This window comes from Dyadobacter sp. 3J3, assembly GCF_009801115.1.
Classification (GTDB): domain Bacteria; phylum Bacteroidota; class Bacteroidia; order Cytophagales; family Spirosomataceae; genus Dyadobacter.
On record NZ_VTOL01000005.1, the window covers coordinates 444,159 to 465,358 of the forward strand.

Annotated in this window: 15 protein-coding genes; 8 read left to right on the forward strand and 7 right to left on the reverse strand. The window is 40.3% G+C overall.

Annotated elements, in window-relative coordinates:
• Positions 1–4 precede the first annotated feature (4 nt).
• From FZF08_RS13820 to FZF08_RS13830, 3 genes are all read left to right on the forward strand, one after another.
• On the forward strand, positions 5–1,255 hold the full coding sequence (locus FZF08_RS13820) for a glutamate-5-semialdehyde dehydrogenase (protein ID WP_159469664.1): 1,251 nt from the start codon (positions 5–7) through the stop codon (positions 1,253–1,255).
• 167 nt (positions 1,256–1,422) lie between these two features.
• Positions 1,423–2,511: a M20 family metallo-hydrolase gene (locus FZF08_RS13825; protein WP_159469666.1), complete on the forward strand. Its 1,089-nt coding sequence runs from the start codon at positions 1,423–1,425 to the stop codon at positions 2,509–2,511.
• A 23-nt stretch (positions 2,512–2,534) separates the two neighbouring features.
• On the forward strand, positions 2,535–3,362 hold the full coding sequence (locus tag FZF08_RS13830; protein WP_159469668.1) for an enoyl-CoA hydratase/isomerase family protein: 828 nt from the start codon (positions 2,535–2,537) through the stop codon (positions 3,360–3,362).
• Between the two features lie 68 nt (positions 3,363–3,430).
• Here the strand turns inward: FZF08_RS13830 and FZF08_RS13835 are convergent, their stop codons facing one another.
• The 3 genes from FZF08_RS13835 to FZF08_RS13845 form a co-directional block, all read right to left on the reverse strand.
• Positions 3,431–4,993: an Rne/Rng family ribonuclease gene (locus tag FZF08_RS13835; RefSeq protein WP_200837076.1), complete on the reverse strand. Its 1,563-nt coding sequence runs from the start codon at positions 4,991–4,993 to the stop codon at positions 3,431–3,433.
• Positions 4,994–5,257: 264 nt separating this feature from the next.
• Complete coding sequence (locus tag FZF08_RS13840; RefSeq protein WP_159469670.1) at positions 5,258–6,115, reverse strand: tetratricopeptide repeat protein; 858 nt, start codon at positions 6,113–6,115, stop codon at positions 5,258–5,260.
• Between the two features lie 29 nt (positions 6,116–6,144).
• Entirely contained in the window at positions 6,145–6,450 is a 306-nt protein-coding gene (locus FZF08_RS13845; protein WP_159469671.1) for an HU family DNA-binding protein, read from the reverse strand.
• Positions 6,451–6,609: 159 nt separating this feature from the next.
• Between FZF08_RS13845 and mutY the strand changes: the two genes are divergently transcribed.
• From mutY to FZF08_RS13870, 5 genes are all read left to right on the forward strand, one after another.
• Positions 6,610–7,689, forward strand: coding sequence for an A/G-specific adenine glycosylase (gene mutY, locus FZF08_RS13850; RefSeq protein ID WP_159469674.1), 1,080 nt, complete (start codon positions 6,610–6,612; stop codon positions 7,687–7,689).
• Between the two features lie 173 nt (positions 7,690–7,862).
• Entirely contained in the window at positions 7,863–8,720 is an 858-nt protein-coding gene (locus tag FZF08_RS13855) for a phytanoyl-CoA dioxygenase family protein (protein ID WP_159469676.1), read from the forward strand.
• Between the two features lie 199 nt (positions 8,721–8,919).
• Positions 8,920–10,110 (forward strand): Gfo/Idh/MocA family protein, encoded by a 1,191-nt coding sequence (locus FZF08_RS13860; RefSeq protein ID WP_159469678.1) that lies wholly within the window; start codon positions 8,920–8,922, stop codon positions 10,108–10,110.
• A 124-nt stretch (positions 10,111–10,234) separates the two neighbouring features.
• Positions 10,235–10,711, forward strand: a complete 477-nt coding sequence (locus FZF08_RS13865; protein ID WP_200837077.1) for a single-stranded DNA-binding protein — start codon at positions 10,235–10,237, stop codon at positions 10,709–10,711.
• Positions 10,712–10,827: 116 nt separating this feature from the next.
• Entirely contained in the window at positions 10,828–12,144 is a 1,317-nt protein-coding gene (locus tag FZF08_RS13870) for a transporter associated domain-containing protein (protein WP_159469680.1), read from the forward strand.
• A 7-nt stretch (positions 12,145–12,151) separates the two neighbouring features.
• On the opposite strand, the gene FZF08_RS13875 is transcribed toward FZF08_RS13870, so the two are convergent.
• From FZF08_RS13875 to FZF08_RS13890, 4 genes are all read right to left on the reverse strand, one after another.
• A complete protein-coding gene (locus FZF08_RS13875; protein WP_159469682.1) occupies positions 12,152–15,706 on the reverse strand; it encodes a VCBS repeat-containing protein in 3,555 nt (1,184 codons plus the stop codon).
• Entirely contained in the window at positions 15,703–16,125 is a 423-nt protein-coding gene (locus tag FZF08_RS13880) for a hypothetical protein (protein WP_229216521.1), read from the reverse strand. Before FZF08_RS13880 ends, FZF08_RS13875 begins: the two co-directional genes overlap by 4 nt.
• A 118-nt stretch (positions 16,126–16,243) precedes the next feature.
• Positions 16,244–17,686: a RagB/SusD family nutrient uptake outer membrane protein gene (locus tag FZF08_RS13885; protein ID WP_159469686.1), complete on the reverse strand. Its 1,443-nt coding sequence runs from the start codon at positions 17,684–17,686 to the stop codon at positions 16,244–16,246.
• 39 nt (positions 17,687–17,725) lie between these two features.
• Positions 17,726–21,163: a TonB-dependent receptor gene (locus FZF08_RS13890; RefSeq protein ID WP_159469688.1), complete on the reverse strand. Its 3,438-nt coding sequence runs from the start codon at positions 21,161–21,163 to the stop codon at positions 17,726–17,728.
• Between the last annotated feature and the right edge of the window lie 37 nt (positions 21,164–21,200).

The window sequence follows — 21,200 nt, forward strand, 5'->3', positions numbered from 1 at the left end:
GGAAGTGGAATCTATAATACCTTTTTTAAAAGCGACAAAAGACGCCTCGGTGGCGGTTCGTAAATTATCTGATAACCAAAGAGCAGATTTACTTAACGTTTTGGCAGATAAAGTTTTGGCAAATACTGCTTATATCATTGCAGAAAATCAGAAAGATCTGGTATCGATGAATGATGCGGACCCCAAAAAGGACCGGTTGCTTTTGAATGAAAAACGGATTATAGATTTAGCACAAAGTTTACGCGATGTAGCTTCGCTGCCGGATCCGACGGGAGAAGTTTTGCTGGAAAAAACTATAGAGCAGGGGATGTCGTTACAAAAATTGACCGTTCCGCTGGGCGTCGTAGGAGTAATTTATGAATCAAGACCCAATGTGACGCTTGATGTGGCTTCTCTTTGTCTGCGTTCCGGAAATGCCTGCGTATTGAAAGGTGGAAAAGAAGCTCATTTTTCGAATACATTTCTTGTTGGTCTGATTCATGAAAGTCTGACAGAAATGGGTATTGATAAAGCCGCCGTCATGTTATTACCAACGGATCGGAAATTTGTCAACGAATTGTTGACGGCGACTAAATATGTGGATATTATAATCCCACGTGGTTCGGAAAGTCTGATCCAGTTTGTGCGTAAAAATTCACTTGTACCAACCATTGAAACCGGTGCCGGTGTTTGTCATACCTATGTTGAGAAAACGGCTGATCTTGAAAAAGCGAAGAATATTGTTGTGAATGCGAAAGTTTCACGTCCTTCTGCTTGTAATACACTGGATACTGTTTTGGTTGACAGAGAAGTTGCAGAAGCATTTTTGCCAATGCTGAAAAACGATTTTATTAAATGGAATATAGAAGTTTTTGCGGATGAGACTTCTTTTGATATACTTAAAAAAGCCGAATATCCTTTTTTGCAAAAAGCCGAACCGGAGGATTTCGGAAGAGAATTTCTGGATTATAAATGCTCCGTCAAGATTGTTGATGGATTAGATGCGGCGATTGATCATATTTATAATTTCTCGTCCAGTCATTCTGAGGCGATTATTTCAAAAGATACTGAGGCAATAGAGAAATTTTTAAATGAAGTGGATGCAGCGGCTGTTTATGCCAATGCGTCAACGCGTTTCACAGACGGTGGCGTGTTTGCTTTGGGTGCTGAAATCGGGATTTCGACGCAGAAATTACATGCGCGCGGGCCATTTGCTTTGGAAAAACTGGTGACAGAAAAATGGGTTGTGCGTGGGGATGGGCAGATTAGAGCATAATAAACTAATATTTGAAATGAGTATGGTGTAAGCCAATTCATTTTTTTGCCACGAATGCACGAATTTTCACTAATATTAATTAATGTATTTGTGGAAATTTGTGTATTCGTGGCATTTTTTCTTTTTATACCTTTGCCCAAAATATTGTTGTACCAGAAAGCCCGAATATGTCTTCTTTAACTGATTCACAAAATATCCAGCAGCTTACGCAGGAAGTAATTTCTTTACTGACAAAGCTGATCGAAACACCGTCATTCAGCAAAGAAGAAGACAATACAGCTGCCTTAATTCAGGATTTTTTCAGACAAAAAGATATTCCTTTTCATACTAAAAAGAACAACATCTGGGCATACAACAAATATTTTGACCCGGCAAAACCAACCGTTTTGTTAAACTCACATCACGATACGGTCAAGCCAAATAAATCCTGGACGCTCGATCCTTTTCAGGCATTGGTTGAAGACGATAAATTGTTTGGGCTGGGAAGCAATGACGCCGGAGGTTGTCTGGTTTCGCTGATTGCTACTTTTTGTCATTTTTATAATCGCGAAGATTTAACTTACAATATCGTGATTGCTGCCACGGCAGAGGAGGAAATTTCAGGGAAGGAGGGTTTGGAAATTGTTGTTCCTGAGCTTCCGGAAATTTCGTTTGCCATCGTTGGAGAACCTACGGAAATGCATCTTGCAGTAGCAGAAAAGGGACTGTTAGTACTGGATTGTACAGCAAAAGGTAAATCGGGACACGCTGCAAGAGAAGAGGGCGATAACGCGATCTATAAGGCGATAAAAGATATTGAATGGATACAGCATTACAAATTCCCGAAAGTTTCTCCGACTTTGGGACCTATAAAAATGTCGGTAACGATTATTAATGCCGGTACGCAGCATAATGTTGTACCGGACACCTGCGTTTTCACCATTGATGTCCGTGCGACGGATCAATATTCACTGGAAGAAATCATCGAGGTTATTCAGGAAAATATTCAGTCAGAGGTAAGTGCACGTTCTATCCGCCTTCGTCCTTCTAGTATTCCCATGGAGCATCCAATTGTACAAGCGGGTTTAAGCCGTGGCAGAAATGCTTATGGTTCACCAACAACTTCGGATCAGGCATTGCTGGATTGCCCTTCTTTAAAAATGGGGCCGGGACATTCGGAGCGTTCACATACAGCTAATGAATTTATTTATCTCCATGAAATTGAAGCTGGTATTCTGCAATATATCAGTATGCTGGAAGAAGTTGTGACTATGTAATTTCACATTAATATCTGTCGATTATGCATTTTTTCAAAGAAGAAGACGTTGCGAATTATGATTCGGTTGAATTTCTGTATATCAAAACTTCTTTGAAAGGAAACATTTTTGAAATTATCCTTAACCGGCCCGAAAAGCGAAACGCCTTCACGCCAACCATGGCCAATGAAATCGCATTTGCATTGGCTTATGCAAAAAAAATAATTGAAATTCGTTGTGTCATTATCAAAGCAGAAGGTCCTGTTTTCTGTGCTGGTGCAGACTTGAATGCTTTTCATGATCCAACAATAGATCAGAAAAATCAAACACTTCCCGAGCCAAAAGGAGAAGTAAGATTGGGAGACGCTTTTACGAATTTGCACAAGCCATCGATCGCCCAGATAGAAGGCTCTGTATTTGCAGGAGGATTTTTAATAATATGCGGATGCACTTTTGTCGTAAGTATACCAGAAGCAAATTTCAGCTTACCCGAAGTTAAAAGAGGAATCTGGCCGATGCAGGTGATGGCTTCGCTTTTGGATATCATCCCCAAAAGGAAAATACTGGAAATGTCGATAACGGGAAAAAGTTATACGGCGGAAGAAGTGTTGGATTTAGGCTTGGTCACCCAAATAGCTAATAAAGAAGTCATTGAATACGAAGTCAATAAACTTGCTAATCTAATTTGTTCAAATGCGCCCTACGCCATAAAATCAGGAATGGAAGCATTACAAAACTTATCAGATGTAGAAGAAAGCAAACGCCATGCTTATCTGAAATCTGAATTAGATAAACTTCTTAAATCCGAAGATGCAAAAGAAGGCTCAGTCGCATTCAAAGAAAAGCGAAACCCAATCTGGAAATCAAAATAAAGAAATAAGCAAGAAATAACAAACAGGCTACCCCAAAAGCTAAAACCTAACCGCTAACAGCTAAAAAATCAGCTTCCCGGAACAATCTCAATTTCTTCTCCATATTTGTTATGGAATTTGAAATCAATAACGCCTAATGAAGTATCCTTAATCAGCTTCACCCAGGTTTTGTATTGGAAGAACCACTTCACTTGCTCTGAAATAATTCCCTTAGTGAAATAAGCATAGATAAACGGATGAAGTGCGATGGTAATGCCACGTTCATTTTGTTTGGAAAGAATATAGTCCAGGTTAGACAAGATAATATCTGTCACCAGAATACTCGCCTGGATTGTTCCCGTACCGCCACAAGTAGGACAAGTTTCGCGGGTAACAATATTCATTTCGGGTCTTACACGCTGACGTGTGATTTGCAGTAACCCGAATTTCGAAAGCGGAAGAACCGTATATTTTGAACGGTCTCCTTTCATTTCGTCACGCATCATGTCAAAAAGAATGCGTTTGTTTTCCGCTTTCTTCATGTCAATGAAATCGACAACGATAATTCCACCCATATCACGCAAGCGCAACTGGCGGGCAATTTCTTTAGCTGCTTCAATGTTTACACTGAGCGCAGTTGCTTCCTGATCCTCTTCCGAATTGGACTTATTTCCGCTGTTCACGTCGATAACGTGCAGAGCTTCTGTATGTTCAATGATCAGATAACCGCCATTTGGCAAACTTACCGAACGGCCGAAAAGAGATTTAATTTGTTTTTCCAGGCCGAATTGTTCAAATATCTTGTTTTTGCCATTATGCAATTTCAGGATACTTTCTTTATCCGGTGCAATGTTGTGGATATAGGCTTTAATGTCTTCGTAAACTTCTTTTGAATCCACCGTAATACTGTCGAACGATTCGTTCAACATATCACGGATAATCGAAGAAGCACGATTCATTTCACCTATAACACGGTCACGAGGCTTGGCATCACGAAGCATTTTGATGCCATTTTCCCACTTGTCAAGGCAATCCTGAAGATCCTTATTCAGTTCATCTACATCTTTGCCCGTGGCAACTGTACGGATAATAACACCGAAGTTGGCTGGTTTGATGGAAGACATCAGACGCTGCAAACGTGTTCTTTCCTGTTTGTCAGTAATCTTTTTGGAAAGGTTTACTGAATTTGAGAAAGGAACCAAAACGATGTAACGACCTGCAATGGAAATATCACATGATAGGCGGGGGCCTTTTGTTGAAATTGGTTCTTTTACAATTTGAACCAAAATAGGTTGATTCTTAGAGAGTACTTTATCAATCTTGCCAAGTTTCTCAATTTCGGGCTCCATCTTGAAGTTACTCAATTTGCCCGAGTTGACACGCTTGGAAATTACATCTTTGGTTAACTTGTTGAGGGAATTAATGTTAGGCCCTAAATCCAGATAATGCAAAAAAGCATCCTTCTCAAATCCCACGTCTACAAATGCAGCATTAAGCCCAGGCACGAGTTTCCTAACTGTACCAAGGTAAATATCCCCAACGGTAAAGCTTTGATCCGGTGTTTCGACGTGGTATTCTAACAGACGTTTATCCTGCAAAAGGGCTATACGTTCTCCCTTTTGAGTAGAATTGATTAGTAATTCGTTACTCAATGTTCAACCAACCAAATGGCTATATAAAGTTAATACTCGACCTCCTGCTTTACATTTAAAGACAGGCAACATATATCTAGTAAGTGATAATATGACCGGATCCATATGATTGAATCCGGTCACATATCAATTATTTCTTCTTATGTCTATTTTTTCTAAGACGTTTCTTTCTCTTATGAGTGGAAATCTTATGTCTCTTTCTTTTCTTTCCGCAAGGCATAAATTTATGTCGTTTATATAATAAAAAATAATTGTTTTACTTATTTAATTGTCAAGACGCTGCTGAAGTTCGATAAGAGCCTGTTGGATAACGGGATCTTTCTCTTCTTTTTTTACTTCGGCCAACACTTTACGGGCTTCATCTTTGTTTCCTAATTCAACAAGCGTCAATCCTAAATAGAATTTCGCTTTTGTGTTGGCAGGATTGTTAGTCAGTATTTGCCTGAATCTGTCTGCTGCTTTCGAGTATTGATTCGAACGCATAGATAGAATACCAAGATTAAACAAAGCTAGTTCATTCGTTGGATCCGTATCCAAAACTTCGCGCAACATCAGAATTCCCTGCATCGGGTTTTCTGTATTTACATAAGTCATCGCCATATTGGCTTTCGCAGCAAGCAAACCTGGATTTTTTTCAATTGCCTTACCATAAAATTCGCGCGTTTTGTTACCAAGGCTTTTCGCTTTGGCATCATCCACGGCAAATCCATATGCTTCATAGTAACGGTCACCAGCTTTTGTGATATTCTCAACAGAAGGGGATAACTGGGCTACTTTTTCTGCATAACTTGCTGCGCTGTCAAACTTTTGAAGTTTTGCAAACGTATCAGACAATTTTAATCCGGCAGCTATTTTGTCTTTTCCACTTGCCTGATTGAAACCACTTCTCAGCTGGTCAACATTTTTTTGTTGTTCAGGGGATAAAGTGGCTCCATCATGCGCATTTGAGGGAGTTTCGGATGCCGGAGTAGCTGATGCCGAAGCACCTGGCGCTGTTGCAGCCTCACTCTTCTCGGTGTCCACTTCCTTTGCTTTTGTATTAACGACCACCTTTGGAAGACTGTAAAGTGTCCCAACCAAGGCTAATGCCAATACACAAGAAAGAATTATAGACTTTTTCATACTGTTTTAATCAAACCTATTAAGGCAAATTATTTCTCAGCCAGATCTTTTAATTTGTCGCTTACCTTCACTTGTTCAACAAAAACTTTTGCTGGTTTAAAGCTTGGTACGAAATGCTCGTCAATGATCATTGAAGTTCCTTGAGAGATATTGCGAGCTACTTTACGGGCACGCTTTTTATTGATAAAGCTACCGAAACCTCTAACATATAGATTTTCACCATCTGCAAGGGAGTCCTTTACAACAGTGAAAAACGATTCTAGCGTTTGTTGAACATCGCCCTTGTCTACACCTGTTTTCTCGGAAATTTGTGCGATTACGTCTGCCTTAGTCACTTTGATTGTTTACTTTAAGTGGATATTATTTCGTTTATTTATTTCCTCCTCTAAATTTTGGGAACACAAAGGTAGGGTAATTTTACCATAATTTAAAAGGTTAGCATTTTCATTTTTTTTCTAATTGGTTAAAAAACAGTGTATATAAGTCAAAACGTTATGCTACCCGATCATTTACAACTACTTGAATTTAACACAAAACTGAAATCCTGGTACCTGGAAAACCATCGTCCGCTGCTCTGGCGACAAACAACGGATCCATATAAAATTTGGCTTTCAGAGATTATCCTGCAACAAACACGTGTGGCTCAGGGCACTCCCTACTATGAAAAGTTCCTGATCAACTATCCGACCGTTTTTGATTTGGCTGCGGCTGATGAACGGGATGTTTTAAGACTTTGGCAAGGTTTGGGGTATTATTCTAGGGCCAGAAACATGCATCATACCGCGAGACAAATTGTGGAAGAGTTAGAAGGGAAATTCCCGGATAATGCCATCAAGCTTGCCAAACTCAAAGGTTTGGGTGCTTACACAGCCGCCGCCATTGCCTCCTTTGCTTTTAACGAGGCTGTGCCTGCTATTGACGGAAATGTGTTTCGGTTGATGTCTCGTTTGTTTGGAGTTTTCACCGATATATTAAGTTCGGGAGCTAAAAATGAGTTCACAAATCTGGCGAAACAGATTATTTCTCAGGAAGACCCGGCGACATATAATCAGGCAATGATAGAATTTGGAGCTTTGCAATGCGTACCCGTTTCTCCAAATTGTTCGGTTTGTCCTTTTACTTATATGTGTTATGCATACGAGTTTAACATGCAGAACAAGCTTCCGGTCAAAATGAAAAAGAATGCTGTGAAAAACCGCTATTTTAATTATTTCATTTTACAAAAAGGTGAAAACCTGGCGATGCATGAGCGGCGCGGAAAAGATATATGGAAAGGATTATATGATTTTTATTTAGTTGAATCGACTGCTGATATCAATAGTCCAGACGATTTGCCTGAAAATATTTATTTAGAATTCTGGAAGAAAAAGGGCCAGTTTCGGCAGGTTGTAAAAGAATATACGCATTTGCTAACCCATCAAAGATTAACGGTAAGATTTTGGTGGATTACCGTGTCGGAGGATGAAGTTATAAATCTGCCAGAAGACATGGCATTTTATTCCAAAAGTGAAGTCGAAGAATTACCAAAACCCATTTTAATGGATACGGTATTAAAAGAGGAAATGTTTATATAGCTGTAATTATTTTGCCACGAATACACGAATTTTTCACGAATTGGCTAATCGAACATTCGTGAAAAATTAGTGCATTCGTGGCAAAGTTATTTTTCAATTTGGTATGAGTATTGTTCGGTTGAATTGTGTTTTTAATAATATAAATTTGTACTGAACAGATAAATATTCCTGACATGGCGAAGATTAATTTAAATGAAGAACAAATTGAAACCTATCACCAAGATGGCTTTTTGGTAGTCAAAAATCTTTTTTCTCAGGAAGAAATTGACAAGCTATATAACAGCGCAATCGAAAACTCCATCATGCAGAAAAATGCGATGGATTTAAATGATCAAACCGGAAAGAAAACAAAACTTTCGCTGTGGTTTACGCCCGGAAATGACGTTTTTGGTTACCTGATCCGAAGTGAAAGAATGGTGAATTCTGTTGCCCAGCTCTTAGGTCAGGAAAGCGCTGTTTGTCATTTTCATACCAAACTGATGCAAAAAGAACCGAAAGTTGGCGGAGCATGGGAATGGCATCAGGATTATGGTTACTGGTATAAAAACCAATTTCTTTTTCCCGATCAAATGATGAGTGTGATGATTGCCCTGACAGCTGCAAATAAGGAAAACGGATGTTTGCAGGTCATCAAAGGTTCACATAAATTAGGAAGAGTAAATCACGGTTTTGCAGGAGAACAAGTTGGTGCAGATATGACGATGGTTAACAATGCATTGGAAACGATGGAGTTGATTTATTGCGAAATCGAACCGGGTGATGCATTGTTTTTCCATAGTAACCTGATGCACCGCTCCGAAGCAAATTTATCTGACAAGCCTCGCTGGTCTTTAATTTCCTGTTACAATTCACAATCGAATCTGGCATATGCCGAAACTTCGAATTCCTGGCGGGTGCCAGTGGATATCGTCCCGGATCATGCGATTACAGAATGGAATGCAACGCCTTTTGAAAATGCAGATTTTTTGAAAAAAGAAAATGATCCGGCGTTGAAAACGACAGGATGGGAGGAGGAAGTTAAAACCAAATAAAAAAGTCAGGGATTGTCAATTGTAGTCAGGAAATTGTCATTTGTTGTCAGGTGTAGTCATTTATAGTTTTCCTGACTATATCTGACAACCCTTGACAATTTCCTAACTATCCTTGACAAAACCTGACTATTTCCTGCCAATAAATGACAATCTCTGACTGGCTTCATAATCCTAATAACACCTAACCAAATTAATCTTTATGCAAAAAATAGCCATGCTCGGTTCCGGATTTATCGGACGTTTTTATGCGGAATCTATTCATGGCCAGCGCGGCCGGGATCGTGTTGTTGCGATTTATGCGAGACGGGAAGAAAGCGCGAAAAAATTCGCCGACGATTACGGTTGTGATTTTTGGTCAGATAATATGGAGGAGATTATTTCTCATCCGAGTGTTACTATGGTATGCATCGCGTTGCCTAATAATATTCATCAGGAAGCTGTCATGCTTTGTGCAAAACATAAAAAGGCAGTTGTTTCAACGAAACCACTTGGAAGAAATGCCGATGAAGCACTTCGTATGATGCAGGCGGTTGAGGAAGCCGGGATTTTTGCCGGTTATCTTGAAGATCTTTGTTATAGTCCAAAGTTTTTGAAATCTTTGGAAAGTGTTAAAGCGGGGTCGCTCGGCAGAATTATCTGGGCGAAATCGAGAGAAGCGCATCCGGGCCCGCACAGTGAATGGTTCTGGGATATTGAACAGGCAGGCGGCGGATGTATTCTGGATCTTGGCTGTCATTGCATCGAAATTTCGAGAAACTTTATTGGGAAAGATATTCGTCCGGTGGAAGTCATGTGCTGGGCAGATACGCAGGTAAAACCCATTGATGCAGAAGATCACGCCATTGCCTTAGTGAAATATGAAAACGGGGCAATCGGACAATTTGAAGTGAGCTGGACGTTCCGCGGCGGGATGGATTTGCGGGACGAGGTAATGGGTACAGAAGGAACAATCTGGATCAATAATTTCCTCCGCACAGGATTTGAAATGTACACGTCCGGAAGTGGGGGAGATTACGTTGCGGAGAAAGCGGAAAGTAAAAGCGGCTGGCTTTTTCCTGTCGGTGATGAAGTAAATGATCTGGGATATAATCACATGTTCACCGATATGTTTAATGCCGCAGAAGAAGGACGTGACGCCGCCGAAACTTTTTATGACGGTTACGTTGTGAATGCTGTAATAGATGCCGCGTACCGCTCTTCAAAAACGAAATTGTGGGAGAAAGTGGAATTGCCGGTGTGGCGTGGACAAGAAGGTGTTACCAAACCTTCAAATTATGTAGAATATGATGCAGAACATTATTTGATAAAACAGGAAGTGACGCATGATGGACGTAATAAATTGATCCTCAAAAATAAAATTTCGGGAAAAATCAGTGAACGGGATGTATGAAAAGTTAATCAGTTTATCGGAAATGGCCTTTAATCCGTTTATGCGAAATTTGAATTTGCATATTTAAACTAATATCCGGTATATTGAATTTAATTATCCACAATCATCACAAGCGCACAAAATCATGGCAAGTGTTAACAAAGTAATCCTTATCGGAAATTTAGGCAGCGACCCGGAAGTTAGATATCTGGAGAGCGGATCAGCAGTAGCAAAATTCAGTATTGCTACAACCGAAGCTTATACCAACAAAAGCGGAGAAAGAGTTGAAAACACAGAATGGCACCGCATTGAGTTATGGGAAGGACTTGCGAAAGTTGCTGAGAAATATCTCAAAAAAGGTAATTCTGTATATATAGAAGGAAGACTTCGTACCGATAACTGGACCGATAAAGAAGGGGTTCAGAAATCGGGCGTAACGATTCGCGCGAATAGCATGACATTATTAGGAGGACCGAATAATGGTGGTGGAGAAAATAACAATCAGGGTACTCAAAATTCTACACAGTCATCAGCTCCAAGACAAAATCAGGCACCAAGATCTTCGGATCCGATACCGCCGTCAATGGCTGCCGGAAATGACGATGACGACTTGCCATTCTAATATTTGAAGGAATTCTATCCAAAAATGGGGTTAATTTAAAATGTAACTGGATTGACCATACTTATTTTGGATAGAATTCTTATATTGAGGCTTATTATGAACTTTTCTTACTCTTTGTGATAGAAACTGCCGACAGTGACGATCCGTTGTCCCGAAAGCGTACGGGGATATTTTATCCCGTTAAAAGTGCGCTTCCTGTCCTGACCGGAATGGTCATACCTATTGACGAATTTGCCGTCTACGAATTAATTCTTGTCTTCATACTTTTGGCTGTTTCTCTTTTTCTTTCCGGGATCAGGGCCTCTTACGCAACAGCCGGCGCGATGGAAAATCCCTGGGAGCGAAAAGGCGTTTCCGAAGGTTATATACCAACCCGCATTCAGCAACTTGCACTTTCCATTATTCAGCGCGGCGTTACTTTGCTTGCACTATTGCTCGCCGCAAGATTTACCTGGATCCAGGTACAACATAATGACCAAACTATTTTTCACTGGATTTCTCTTGGATCACTTGCGTTCTGGATTTGGCTGGATGTAATTATCCGGTTTTATGCAGCGCGAAATGCGGTTGAATTTATTCCTAAAATTGCCGGAATAACGCATTTTGTGATAAAAGTCTGTGAACCGTTAACCAAACCCATTACAAAACTTGGTTACGTTTTTGGAATCCTGACGCCGGAAGGTTCTGAGATTTCTACGGAAAGATTGGAAGCAAAAGCAGAAAGTGAAGAGGAAACGGATCTGTTGAGAGGGTTGGCAAATTTCCGCCAGACGAACGCCAGAAAAGCCATGCAGCCGCGGATGAACATCAATGCTTTTGACATTGAGTTGAATTTTCACGAGCTGATGGACAAGATCAATAAGTCAGGATATTCACGTGTGCCGGTTTTTAGGGACACGTTGGATAGTGTGGAGGGGATTTTGAACGTGAAGGATTTACTGCCTCATTTACACCACAATGAACATTTTAACTGGCAAAAATTACTTCGTATTCCCTACCTGATTCCTGAAAGCAAACGTCTGGATGATTTGATGAAGGATTTTCAGAGTCGTCGTGTACACATGGCGATTGTAATCAATGAATACGGCGGAACAAGCGGTTTGATTACGCTGGAAGATATTATTGAAGAGATTTTCGGTGATATTAATGATGAATATGACGAGGAGGACGAAGTGAATTATACTAAGGTTGATGAAAATACCTATGTTTTTGAAGGAATGGTTTTGATCAACGACTTGTGCAGAATCCTGAATCTGGAATCGGATTATTTTGATGAAGTCCGTGGGAACAGTGAATCACTAGCGGGACTGTTGCTTGAACTATTTTCAAGATTACCTCGCACCGGAGAAATTGCCACACATCGTACTATTACTTTCAAAGTGCAGTCAGCCGATAAAAAGAGAATCAAAAAGGTCAGGGTTCTGGTCGGGTGAGGGGTGCTTATTTTAGTTTTTCAATAGCGATATTCCGAACCGCACCTTTGGAATTGTAAATTTTGATAGCGGATATATTCTCTTTTGGAATTAGTAAGGTTCGTGAAGATTGCGACAAATACCCGGAACCGTAATTCCATTCATGTTTTCTTTTACGACCGTTTTTAAAAGTAATTTCCGTCCAGGTATCGGTTGGTAGCGGCTTAATCCTGATGATTTTTTTTTCTGTTTTTTCAGATAAAAAAGTTTTGAGAACGTCATTATTCTGCGTTGCCAGGATTAATTTTTTTCCATCATTCATCTGCAATTCCGCCAAACCTTTTCCGTCACCTTCAACCAGAAATCCGCTTTTTGCTGAGGAAACGGATGAGAAGTTGCCTTTTCCATTTCCCTCAAGCAGCAGCCCGCTAAATGCATCAAGCCGTCCGCTGATTGATTCAGGAGCGTACGAATTTCCTGTCAATAGTAAATCCAAATGGCCGTCCTGGTCATAATCTCCGGCTACAATTCCATAAACTGGTCCGAGCTGCGCTGCTATTGGTAACGGTTTTATTTTGAAGTTTCCGTCTCCAAGATTTTCAATATAGACACTCTGCATTTCTTCACAACTAAGTTTTGTTGCGTCTTTCAATTCTTCTTTTGTGAAGATATCTTTCATTTCAGCCTTCGCATAATCACCATAATAAACGAAACGTTTTTTAAGGAAATTCATCTGGCTTGTCATCTCGTCACGTGGATGAATAGGATATAAGCTCTCTCCTGAATAGCGGAACATAACCGGGTCCATCGTTCCGCTTTTGTCAAAATCTTTGGCAAACATGGTGAGAGGTTTGGTTGCTGATGGACGTTCTTCGGAGTTTAGCCCAACATTTCCGGCAACATAATCTATATCTCCGTCTTCATCAAAATCTCCCGCAACAATACTGTTCCACCAACCATTTGTATTTGTTAAACCGGTTGAAGAAGTCACATTAACCAACTTCCCGTTTTTGTTTTTCAAAAAAGTTAGTGGCATCCATTCGCCTGCAAGTATTAAGTCCATCCATCCGTCATTATCAAAATCTGTCCAGAGCGATGTTGTGACCATGCCTACACTTTTTAACTCGGGACAAATCTGAGCAGTCACGTCTGTAAACTTGCCGTGATCATTTCTGAGAATTGAGCTTTTGGGTGAAGTTGGATATTGGCCGGGCGTAAGTCGTCCGCCTATGAACAAATCCAGATCACCGTCTTTGTCAAAATCAATTGCGCAAACTGATGAGCCGCTGGTTGTGTTGACAGGTAATGCAGATATATCAATTTTAAAATTCCCTTTTCCATCATTTATATAGAGCCTGTCCTGATAATATTTGGAATCAATAGGAAATTCACTGCTTCCGCTGACTATATATAAATCCAGATCACCGTCCATATCCGCATCAAAAAGCAGCGTGCCCATATCTTCTTCAAATTTCTGCTCTTTGGTTAGCGGCTTTTCGATAAACTTTCCACTAACATTTTGAACAAAAAAACTTCCCGAATGACGGAATGCGCCACCAATGTAGAAATCCTCACGACCGTCTCCGTTAATATCACCTACTGTAATTCCGGGCCCGTTTTGAGATAACAAATGAGGCAAAAGCGGCTGGACTTTAAAATCAATATATAATTCTTCTTTATGTGTATAATGAATTCCCAATACATCCGAAACTTCTTCAAAAATGGGTTTTACCGGTATCGGATTAATTTTCTGATTGGTAATCGCTTTGGTATGTTCAATTTTCAAAACCTGATCGGAAGCAATATTCGTTAGCAACTGTGTTTGATTATCAGGCCAAACCACGCGGATCGAATCAACTTTTTTGTTTTTTCCTAAACCAAAATGCAGTGTATTTTCAACGGTTGACTGATATCCGCGGTAAGGGGAATGCTCGATAAACTGTTTTTCGTTTTTAGTGTAAACTGTCACTTTCGTGCCAAATCCGTATGGATTCTCTTTTGTTCCGTTCAGTTTTACACAAAGATAATGATGGTCAGGAAGTTTTTCTGACTGGTTTTTGTATACAAAAGCTTCGTGGTCAATATTGTTGATGATCAAATCCAGATCGCCGTCATTATCCAGATCGGCATAAGCCGCGCCGTTTGAAAAAGAAGGCGTATCAAAACCCCAGGTTTCGGATTCGTTTTTGAAAGTAAGATCGCCGTTATTCTTAAATAAATAATTAGCCACATGTGCACCTTTCACTTCTTTCAGCGCCTGAACGGTTGGCGTATTATCAAGGTTTCCTGACTGAATCTGCTGCTGGTATTGGGCCATTCTGTAAACCACAAAATCGCGGTTGGTTATGTCTTTTGGATAACCGTTTGTGATCATCAAATCGCGTTTGCCATCATTATCATAATCAGCAAACAGAGCGCTCCAACTCCAATCGGTAGCCTGAACTCCCGAAAATCTTCCGATTTCGCTGAAAAAAGGATGGGTTGTTCCAGGCCGGTTTCCGTTATTATGCTGTAAAGTATTACGCATAAATTGCGGCTGATAACCCATTCTTTGTTCTGAAAGAAAACGGTCGTAATTCATCAACCCAAACATATTTTTCCGGCGGGTGTTTCCTTCCGGTAACATATCCAGCGTTACAAAATCTACCAGTCCGTCGTTATCAATATCAGCCGCGTCATTGCCCATTGCAGAGTAACTTTGATGACGAAAATAATCTGTTATCTCGTTTTTGAATGTTCCGTTTTTCTGATTGATATAGAAGAGATCATTTGACAAATAATCATTCGAAACATACACATCCTGCCAGCCATCTTCATTCACATCCACAATGGAAACACCCAATCCGAAACCTTCGGTGAGAATATTTGCCTCGGTAGAAACGTTTGTGAATTTTATCTGGCCGTTTATTTTTCCATCATTTCGATACAATTTATCAGTACTTAATGCCGAACCATCCGTGCGTTTTGGCCGGATCACATTCGGGCCTTTTCGCTCCATGACGTTGGTTACAAGAAAAACATCAAGATCGCCGTCCTTATCATAATCAAAAAAAGCAGCTTGCGTGGTATTACCAGCATAATCCAGGCCATACTTTTTCGCTTCTTCAACGAACGCATTATTCCCTTTATTGATATATAGTAAATTTGGGCGAGGTGTTGGATTTGAATTTGGTTGTTGCGGCCCTGCGCGACAAACGTAGATATCTAAAAAACCATCGGCATTAATATCGACCAAGCAAATTCCGCGAGCCCAGCTATCGGCTAATTTGATTCCTGATTTCTCGGTAATATCTTCAAATTTCAGATTTCCTTTGTTAAGGTATAAGCGGCTTTCGTCCATGTTTCCGCCCATGAAAACATCTTGTAAGCCGTCATTGTTGATGTCACCGACACCAACGCCGCCGCCATTATAAAAATATTCGTAAGTGAGAATGTTGAGCTTTTCATCCTCTTTTAAATTATTGGAGAACGTAATTCCGGTTTCGCCGGAGGGGAGTAATTCAAATAAAGTATCCTGATTCTTTTTTTTGCAGGTAAATAGCGTGGTGCTAAGTATAAAAAGCAAGATCAGTTTTTGGATCATTTTGATGCGGTACTATCAGAAGTAATTTTAGAGAAAAAGCGAACTTCGTAGAGTTGCTGATTTTTACCCGGAAGATATGGCTTTTGAATCTTTTTCAATACCAGCTGATGATCGTCAAGTTTGAGAATCTTGTAGCCACTCAAAAAAGTACCGGCAGAATCGATATATACAAGTGAATCTGATTTCAGGATTTTGTAATTGGATTTCCTGAATTCCTGCTTCCGTCGTTCAAATACAGCCCCCTCTTTTGTATACTCAAAATGCGACCAATGTTCATCCTGAGAATTGTTAACCTGGGTAAAACCATTAACAAAATTTGAAATAGAATCCGTTTTCCAAGTACCTTGAATCTGCTTTTCCTTAGACACACATCGCGTCAAAACCGACATTAACAGAAAGACTATAACAACTTTTTTCACGCTAAAAATTATTTCAATTTAAAGAGAGAAAGAAGCCAAGATTTCACACTTGACTTCTTTCCTATGAGACAGTGAAATTTTTCCGCCACATTAACCCTTAACAATTAACCATTAATAATTAATAATTGCTGTTTTGGATCAACACCCCATTACTTAAATCCACTTCACGTTGTGGAAGCGGGAAGTAATAATGTTTTGGTTTTACAAAATTACGACTTGGTTTGTAAGGTCCGCGGGCAATTTTGTAATGAGCAACAATGTCGACCAACCCTGCTTTATCCCAACGCATTAAATCCTGATGTCTTTCATTTTCACCCGCAAGTTCTACACGGCGTTCATGCATGATATCTTTCATCGTAGCGCCAGTAATTGCTTTCAGGCCTGCACGTTTTCTGACCACATTTAATTCCGTATCTCCATTGGCACCGGAACGAATTTTTGCTTCTGCAGCTAAAAGATAAACGTCCGCAGAACGAAGGAAAGGAGCGTTCAGACTTTGGTCCATATCGCCGGTTGTAGTGAACTGAGAGTACTTTTTGAATGCATAACCTGTCACACGTGTCATATCAGCCGTAAATTCAGTTTCTCCCAAACCGCCTCTTTCAACTTTATCACCCGGACTGAATATTGAATAAGCCAAACGTGGATCACCTTTTTCAAATTCACTTACAAGATCCTGAATAGGCTCATGAAATCCCCAGCCTCCGAAAGTTTGAGGGGTATGGTAAAATGCAGGAGAGTTGTCCGTGGTCCAGCCTGTTTCGTATTGTAAAGAAAATAATGTTTCGGTGTTATTTTCAGTCGTCAACTCAAAATTTTGGTTAAAACCTGTTGCTAACTGATATGCTGAATTGCCCGTAACTTTGGCGCTGGCTTCAATGGCTTTTGCCCAGTTTTCCTGATATACATAAAGTTTGGCAAGGAAACCGTTGGCGGCACCCTGCGTAACACGTCCACCTTCTGTATCACTGTATGTTGCCGGAAGCAAAGATGCGGCTTTGATGAAATCTGCTTCCGCCTGCGCACGTACTTCTGCCAGAGATGACTTTGGTTTATTGAAAGTCAGGGCAAGTGCATCGGCTTCCAAAAGAATCGGAACTTCACCATAAATCAATGAAAGTCTCCAGTAAACAAAACCTCTCAAAAAGTAAGCTTCTCCCATGCTGCGGTTACGCAAGGTTTCATCCATAGTAACTTTTGGCGCATTGATCAGAACAGCATTTGCTCTGGAAATTACCTCATATTTAGTCGACCAGGTTGCCAATATATGCGAGTTTGAAGCATCAAAAGTGAAATTTTCAAGGGCCGTTTCGTCGGAATGGTCACCGGCGCGGTTCATATCATCCGAGCAGTTATCAAAGGTATATTCGGTATGAGCGAATCCGTCTTCATTAAGCAACGGAGCATAAATCGCATTTACGGCAGAAACAACATCGTCACCGTTGCGCCAGTATTGTTGGGACGTAACTTGTCCGTAAGGTATTGTATCGAGTAAGTCTTTCTGGCAACTCATCAACGTTGCAAGAAAAATATATCCGGCTAGTATCGTTATCTTTTTCATAGGATTAAAATTCGGCTGGGATAGATCTGAACGTTTAGATTAGAATGATAAAGTAGCTCCGATTGTCCATGTACGAGCCAGCGGATACTGTGCGTAATCTACGTTCAGCTGGCTGTATTTCTGTCCACCGGCTGCATATCCAATTTCCGGATTCAGTCCGGTATATTTAGTAAAGGTTATAATATTCTGACCTGTTACATAAACCCTTGCCTGCGACATTTTTAGTTTGCTGATCACCGTTTTTGGAACAGTATATCCGAGTGTCATATTTTTTAAACGTAGGAAATCACCTTTTTCTACAAACAAATCTGACGGTCTGTAATTACGGTTTCCGTTGTCAATACTTACACGAGGAACAGTATTGCTTGTTCCTTCTCCATGCCAGCGGTTTTGTTCTTCTGCATACAAATTGAAAGAATAACTTGCATCAAGTCCCTGCATACGATCTGCATTGTAAATTTTAGAACCGCCTACACCAACAAAAAATAATGTTAGGTCAAAACCTTTGAAGTTGGCACCAGCTGAAAATCCATAATTTATTTTAGGCTGAGGACTTCCGATAATTGTTCTGTCCTGATCATCCACAACGCCATCCTTGTTTAAATCCAGAAATCTGACATCACCGGGTTTAATTTGTCCGTCTGTTTTGCGGGAATCATTAGCAATATTAGGATCAGCATCAATTTGTCCCTGGTTTTGATAAATTCCATCCGCTTTGTACCCGTAAAATGTTCCATAAGGGTGGCCTTCATAAGTTCTGACAATTTCCTGCTGACCTCTTCCGTATAATTGTGTTGCAAGAAATCCTCCCGGGGTTGCCAGTTTTGTTATTTTGTTTTGAATAAGCGTAGCATTTCCACTTATGTTTAGTGTAAGACCACCGATAGAGTGACGATACGATGCTTCTACTTCTAAACCTTTATTTCTTAACTGACCAATATTCTGATCCGGAATAGTGGACGTTCCTATGGTTCCGATTGAAGGAGGAGCCAAAAGCATCTTTTTTGTATCCTTGATGAAATAGTTGGCAGAGAAGTAAAGGCTATTTTTCATTAATCCAGCCTCCAATCCGAAGTTACTCATTTCAGCAGTTTCCCACCCGATATTTGTATTGGCAAGTCTGCTTTGCGCAGCACCCGAGATGAAATTTTGAACGCCACCATTACCAAACGCATAACGATATGAAGAATTGATCAGAGCCAGATACTGTAAGGATGCGACATTTTGATTACCCAATTGTCCCCAGCCACCAGTTAACTTGAAATTGCTGAAAACCGGCAAAGCATTTTTGAAGAAAGACTCTTCTGATATTCTCCACCCTGCTGAAAAAGCAGGAAAGTAACCCCATTGATTACCTGGTGCAAACTTGGAAGAACCATCGCTACGAACCGTTGCAGTAAATAAGTAACGATCCCGGAAGGAATAATTTACACGGCCGAAGACTGACCCTAACGCATCATAACTACGGCCACCATTACCGCCATCATTTTGAGAAATGGAAACGATTGTTCCTGCATACTGCATATAACGCAAAGAAGGATCTTCACTTGCAAAGTCACGTCCGCGCTGATTGGAATAAATATCGTTGAAGGTTTGCGATGTGTAACCTGCTACAGCATTGAGAGAATGCTGACCAAATTTTTTGTCGTAAGAAAGGAAATATTCCTGCAAAAATGACCAGTTTTTATCATGACCTAAATTTAACTGGTTGTAAGAATTAGTCCTGAACTGATCATTGATTTTAATATCAAAAGAATGGGTTTCTCCGAAAGTTGCGTCCATTGCAAGGTTCGCACGAAGTTTTAATCCTTCAACAATTTCAAGCTCGCCGGTAACACTGCCTAAAAAACGGTTACGAATGTTGTCCTGATCCTGATTGTCTATGGTGAAAACCGGATTGTTAATATCTCCGAACGCGCCAATACCCTGTGTTGAACTATAAGATCCATCTGCATTTCTAACAGGCAAACCAGGATGGAAACGGATTGCACTCCATAGTAATCCCGTCTGTGAAGACTGTGTATCAGGCGATGTATTATGTGTATTCGTAAACTGGAAGTTTTGTCCAATCTTGATCCTTGATCCGATTTTATGATCCGAATTTATACGAAAAGTAAGACGTTTGTAATTCGACTTTCCAATAATCCCTTTTTCATTGTAATAACCACCCGATAATGAGAAAGAAGAATATTTGCCACCACCACGAATCGATGCGTCATAGTTTTGAGTAACACCTTGCTTTAAAATTTCATCCTGCCAGTTTGTTAACTGAGTCTGATATTTTGCGTCGTTCCAGATTGCAGGAATTGGTAAGCCATCATTTGTATATGCTTCTCTTTTCAAGGAAGCCAAAGTTGGAGCGTCTAAAACATCCAGCGTTTTGATACGGTTTGTAACACCGACATATCCGTTAACAGTCAGGTTAATTGGATTATCAAATTTCCCACGTTTTGTTGTGATGATAATAACACCATTTGCAGCTCGTGTTCCGTAAATTGCCGATGCCGATGCGTCTTTCAAAATTTCAATCGATTCGATATCATTTGGATTGACATCATTCATCGTTCCCGAAGGTACACCATCGATGACAACAAGCGGAGTGGAATTATTAACAGTACCAAAACCACGAATCTGGATTGAACCAGCATCGCCCGGAGCACCGCCATTCCTTACAATATTAACACCGGCTGCTCTCCCTTGTAATGCTTGTTGCGCGCCTCCTGATGGTAAATTTTGAAAATCAGCACCTTTGATAGAAGAAACTGCGCCTGTTACATCTTTCTTTTCCTGCGTACCATAACCTACCACAACCACTTCCCGAAGTGCACTTACGTCCGGAGCCAGTGAAATATTGACAACATTATTTTTATCTGAAACCACTTCCTGACTCACATAACCGATAAAAGAAAATTTCAGGGTCACGGCGCCGTCACCGACATTGAGCGCATATTCACCTTTTTCATTGGTTGAAGTTCCAGTTTGGCTGCCGACAACCAACACATTTACGCCTGGTAATCCTTCGCCTTTTTCATCAACCACTTTTCCTGAAACTTTACGTTCAATCAACTGATTTGGGAAAATAATTCCTTGTGACTGAATCGCGGTTCCCGAAGCTTTTTTTCGAAGCAAAATACGCGTTGTTCCAACCACTTCATACGATACGTTGATCGGTGCCAGAATTTGGTCCAGTACTTTATTTAAAGGTCCTTTCAATTCTTTCAACGAGGTGTTTTGAATTCCCTGGATGCTGTTGGTGCTGTATACAAATTTTACATCAGCCTGTTTTTCAATCAGATTAAGGATCTTTTTGATTTCCAGAGATTCCACTTTCAGGGAAATTTCCTTGCTAAGCAATTCCTGTCCATGGAGCGCGTGTGCCGCCGAAATTCCGCAGCATAAAATGAAAATCAATAGTTGTTTGGCAGTAGCGCTTACTACTTTAAAGACAACTTTTTCACGGGGTATTTTTCTATTCATAGGTTAAAAAAGTTTTTCTGGGTTATTTGCATTCAAA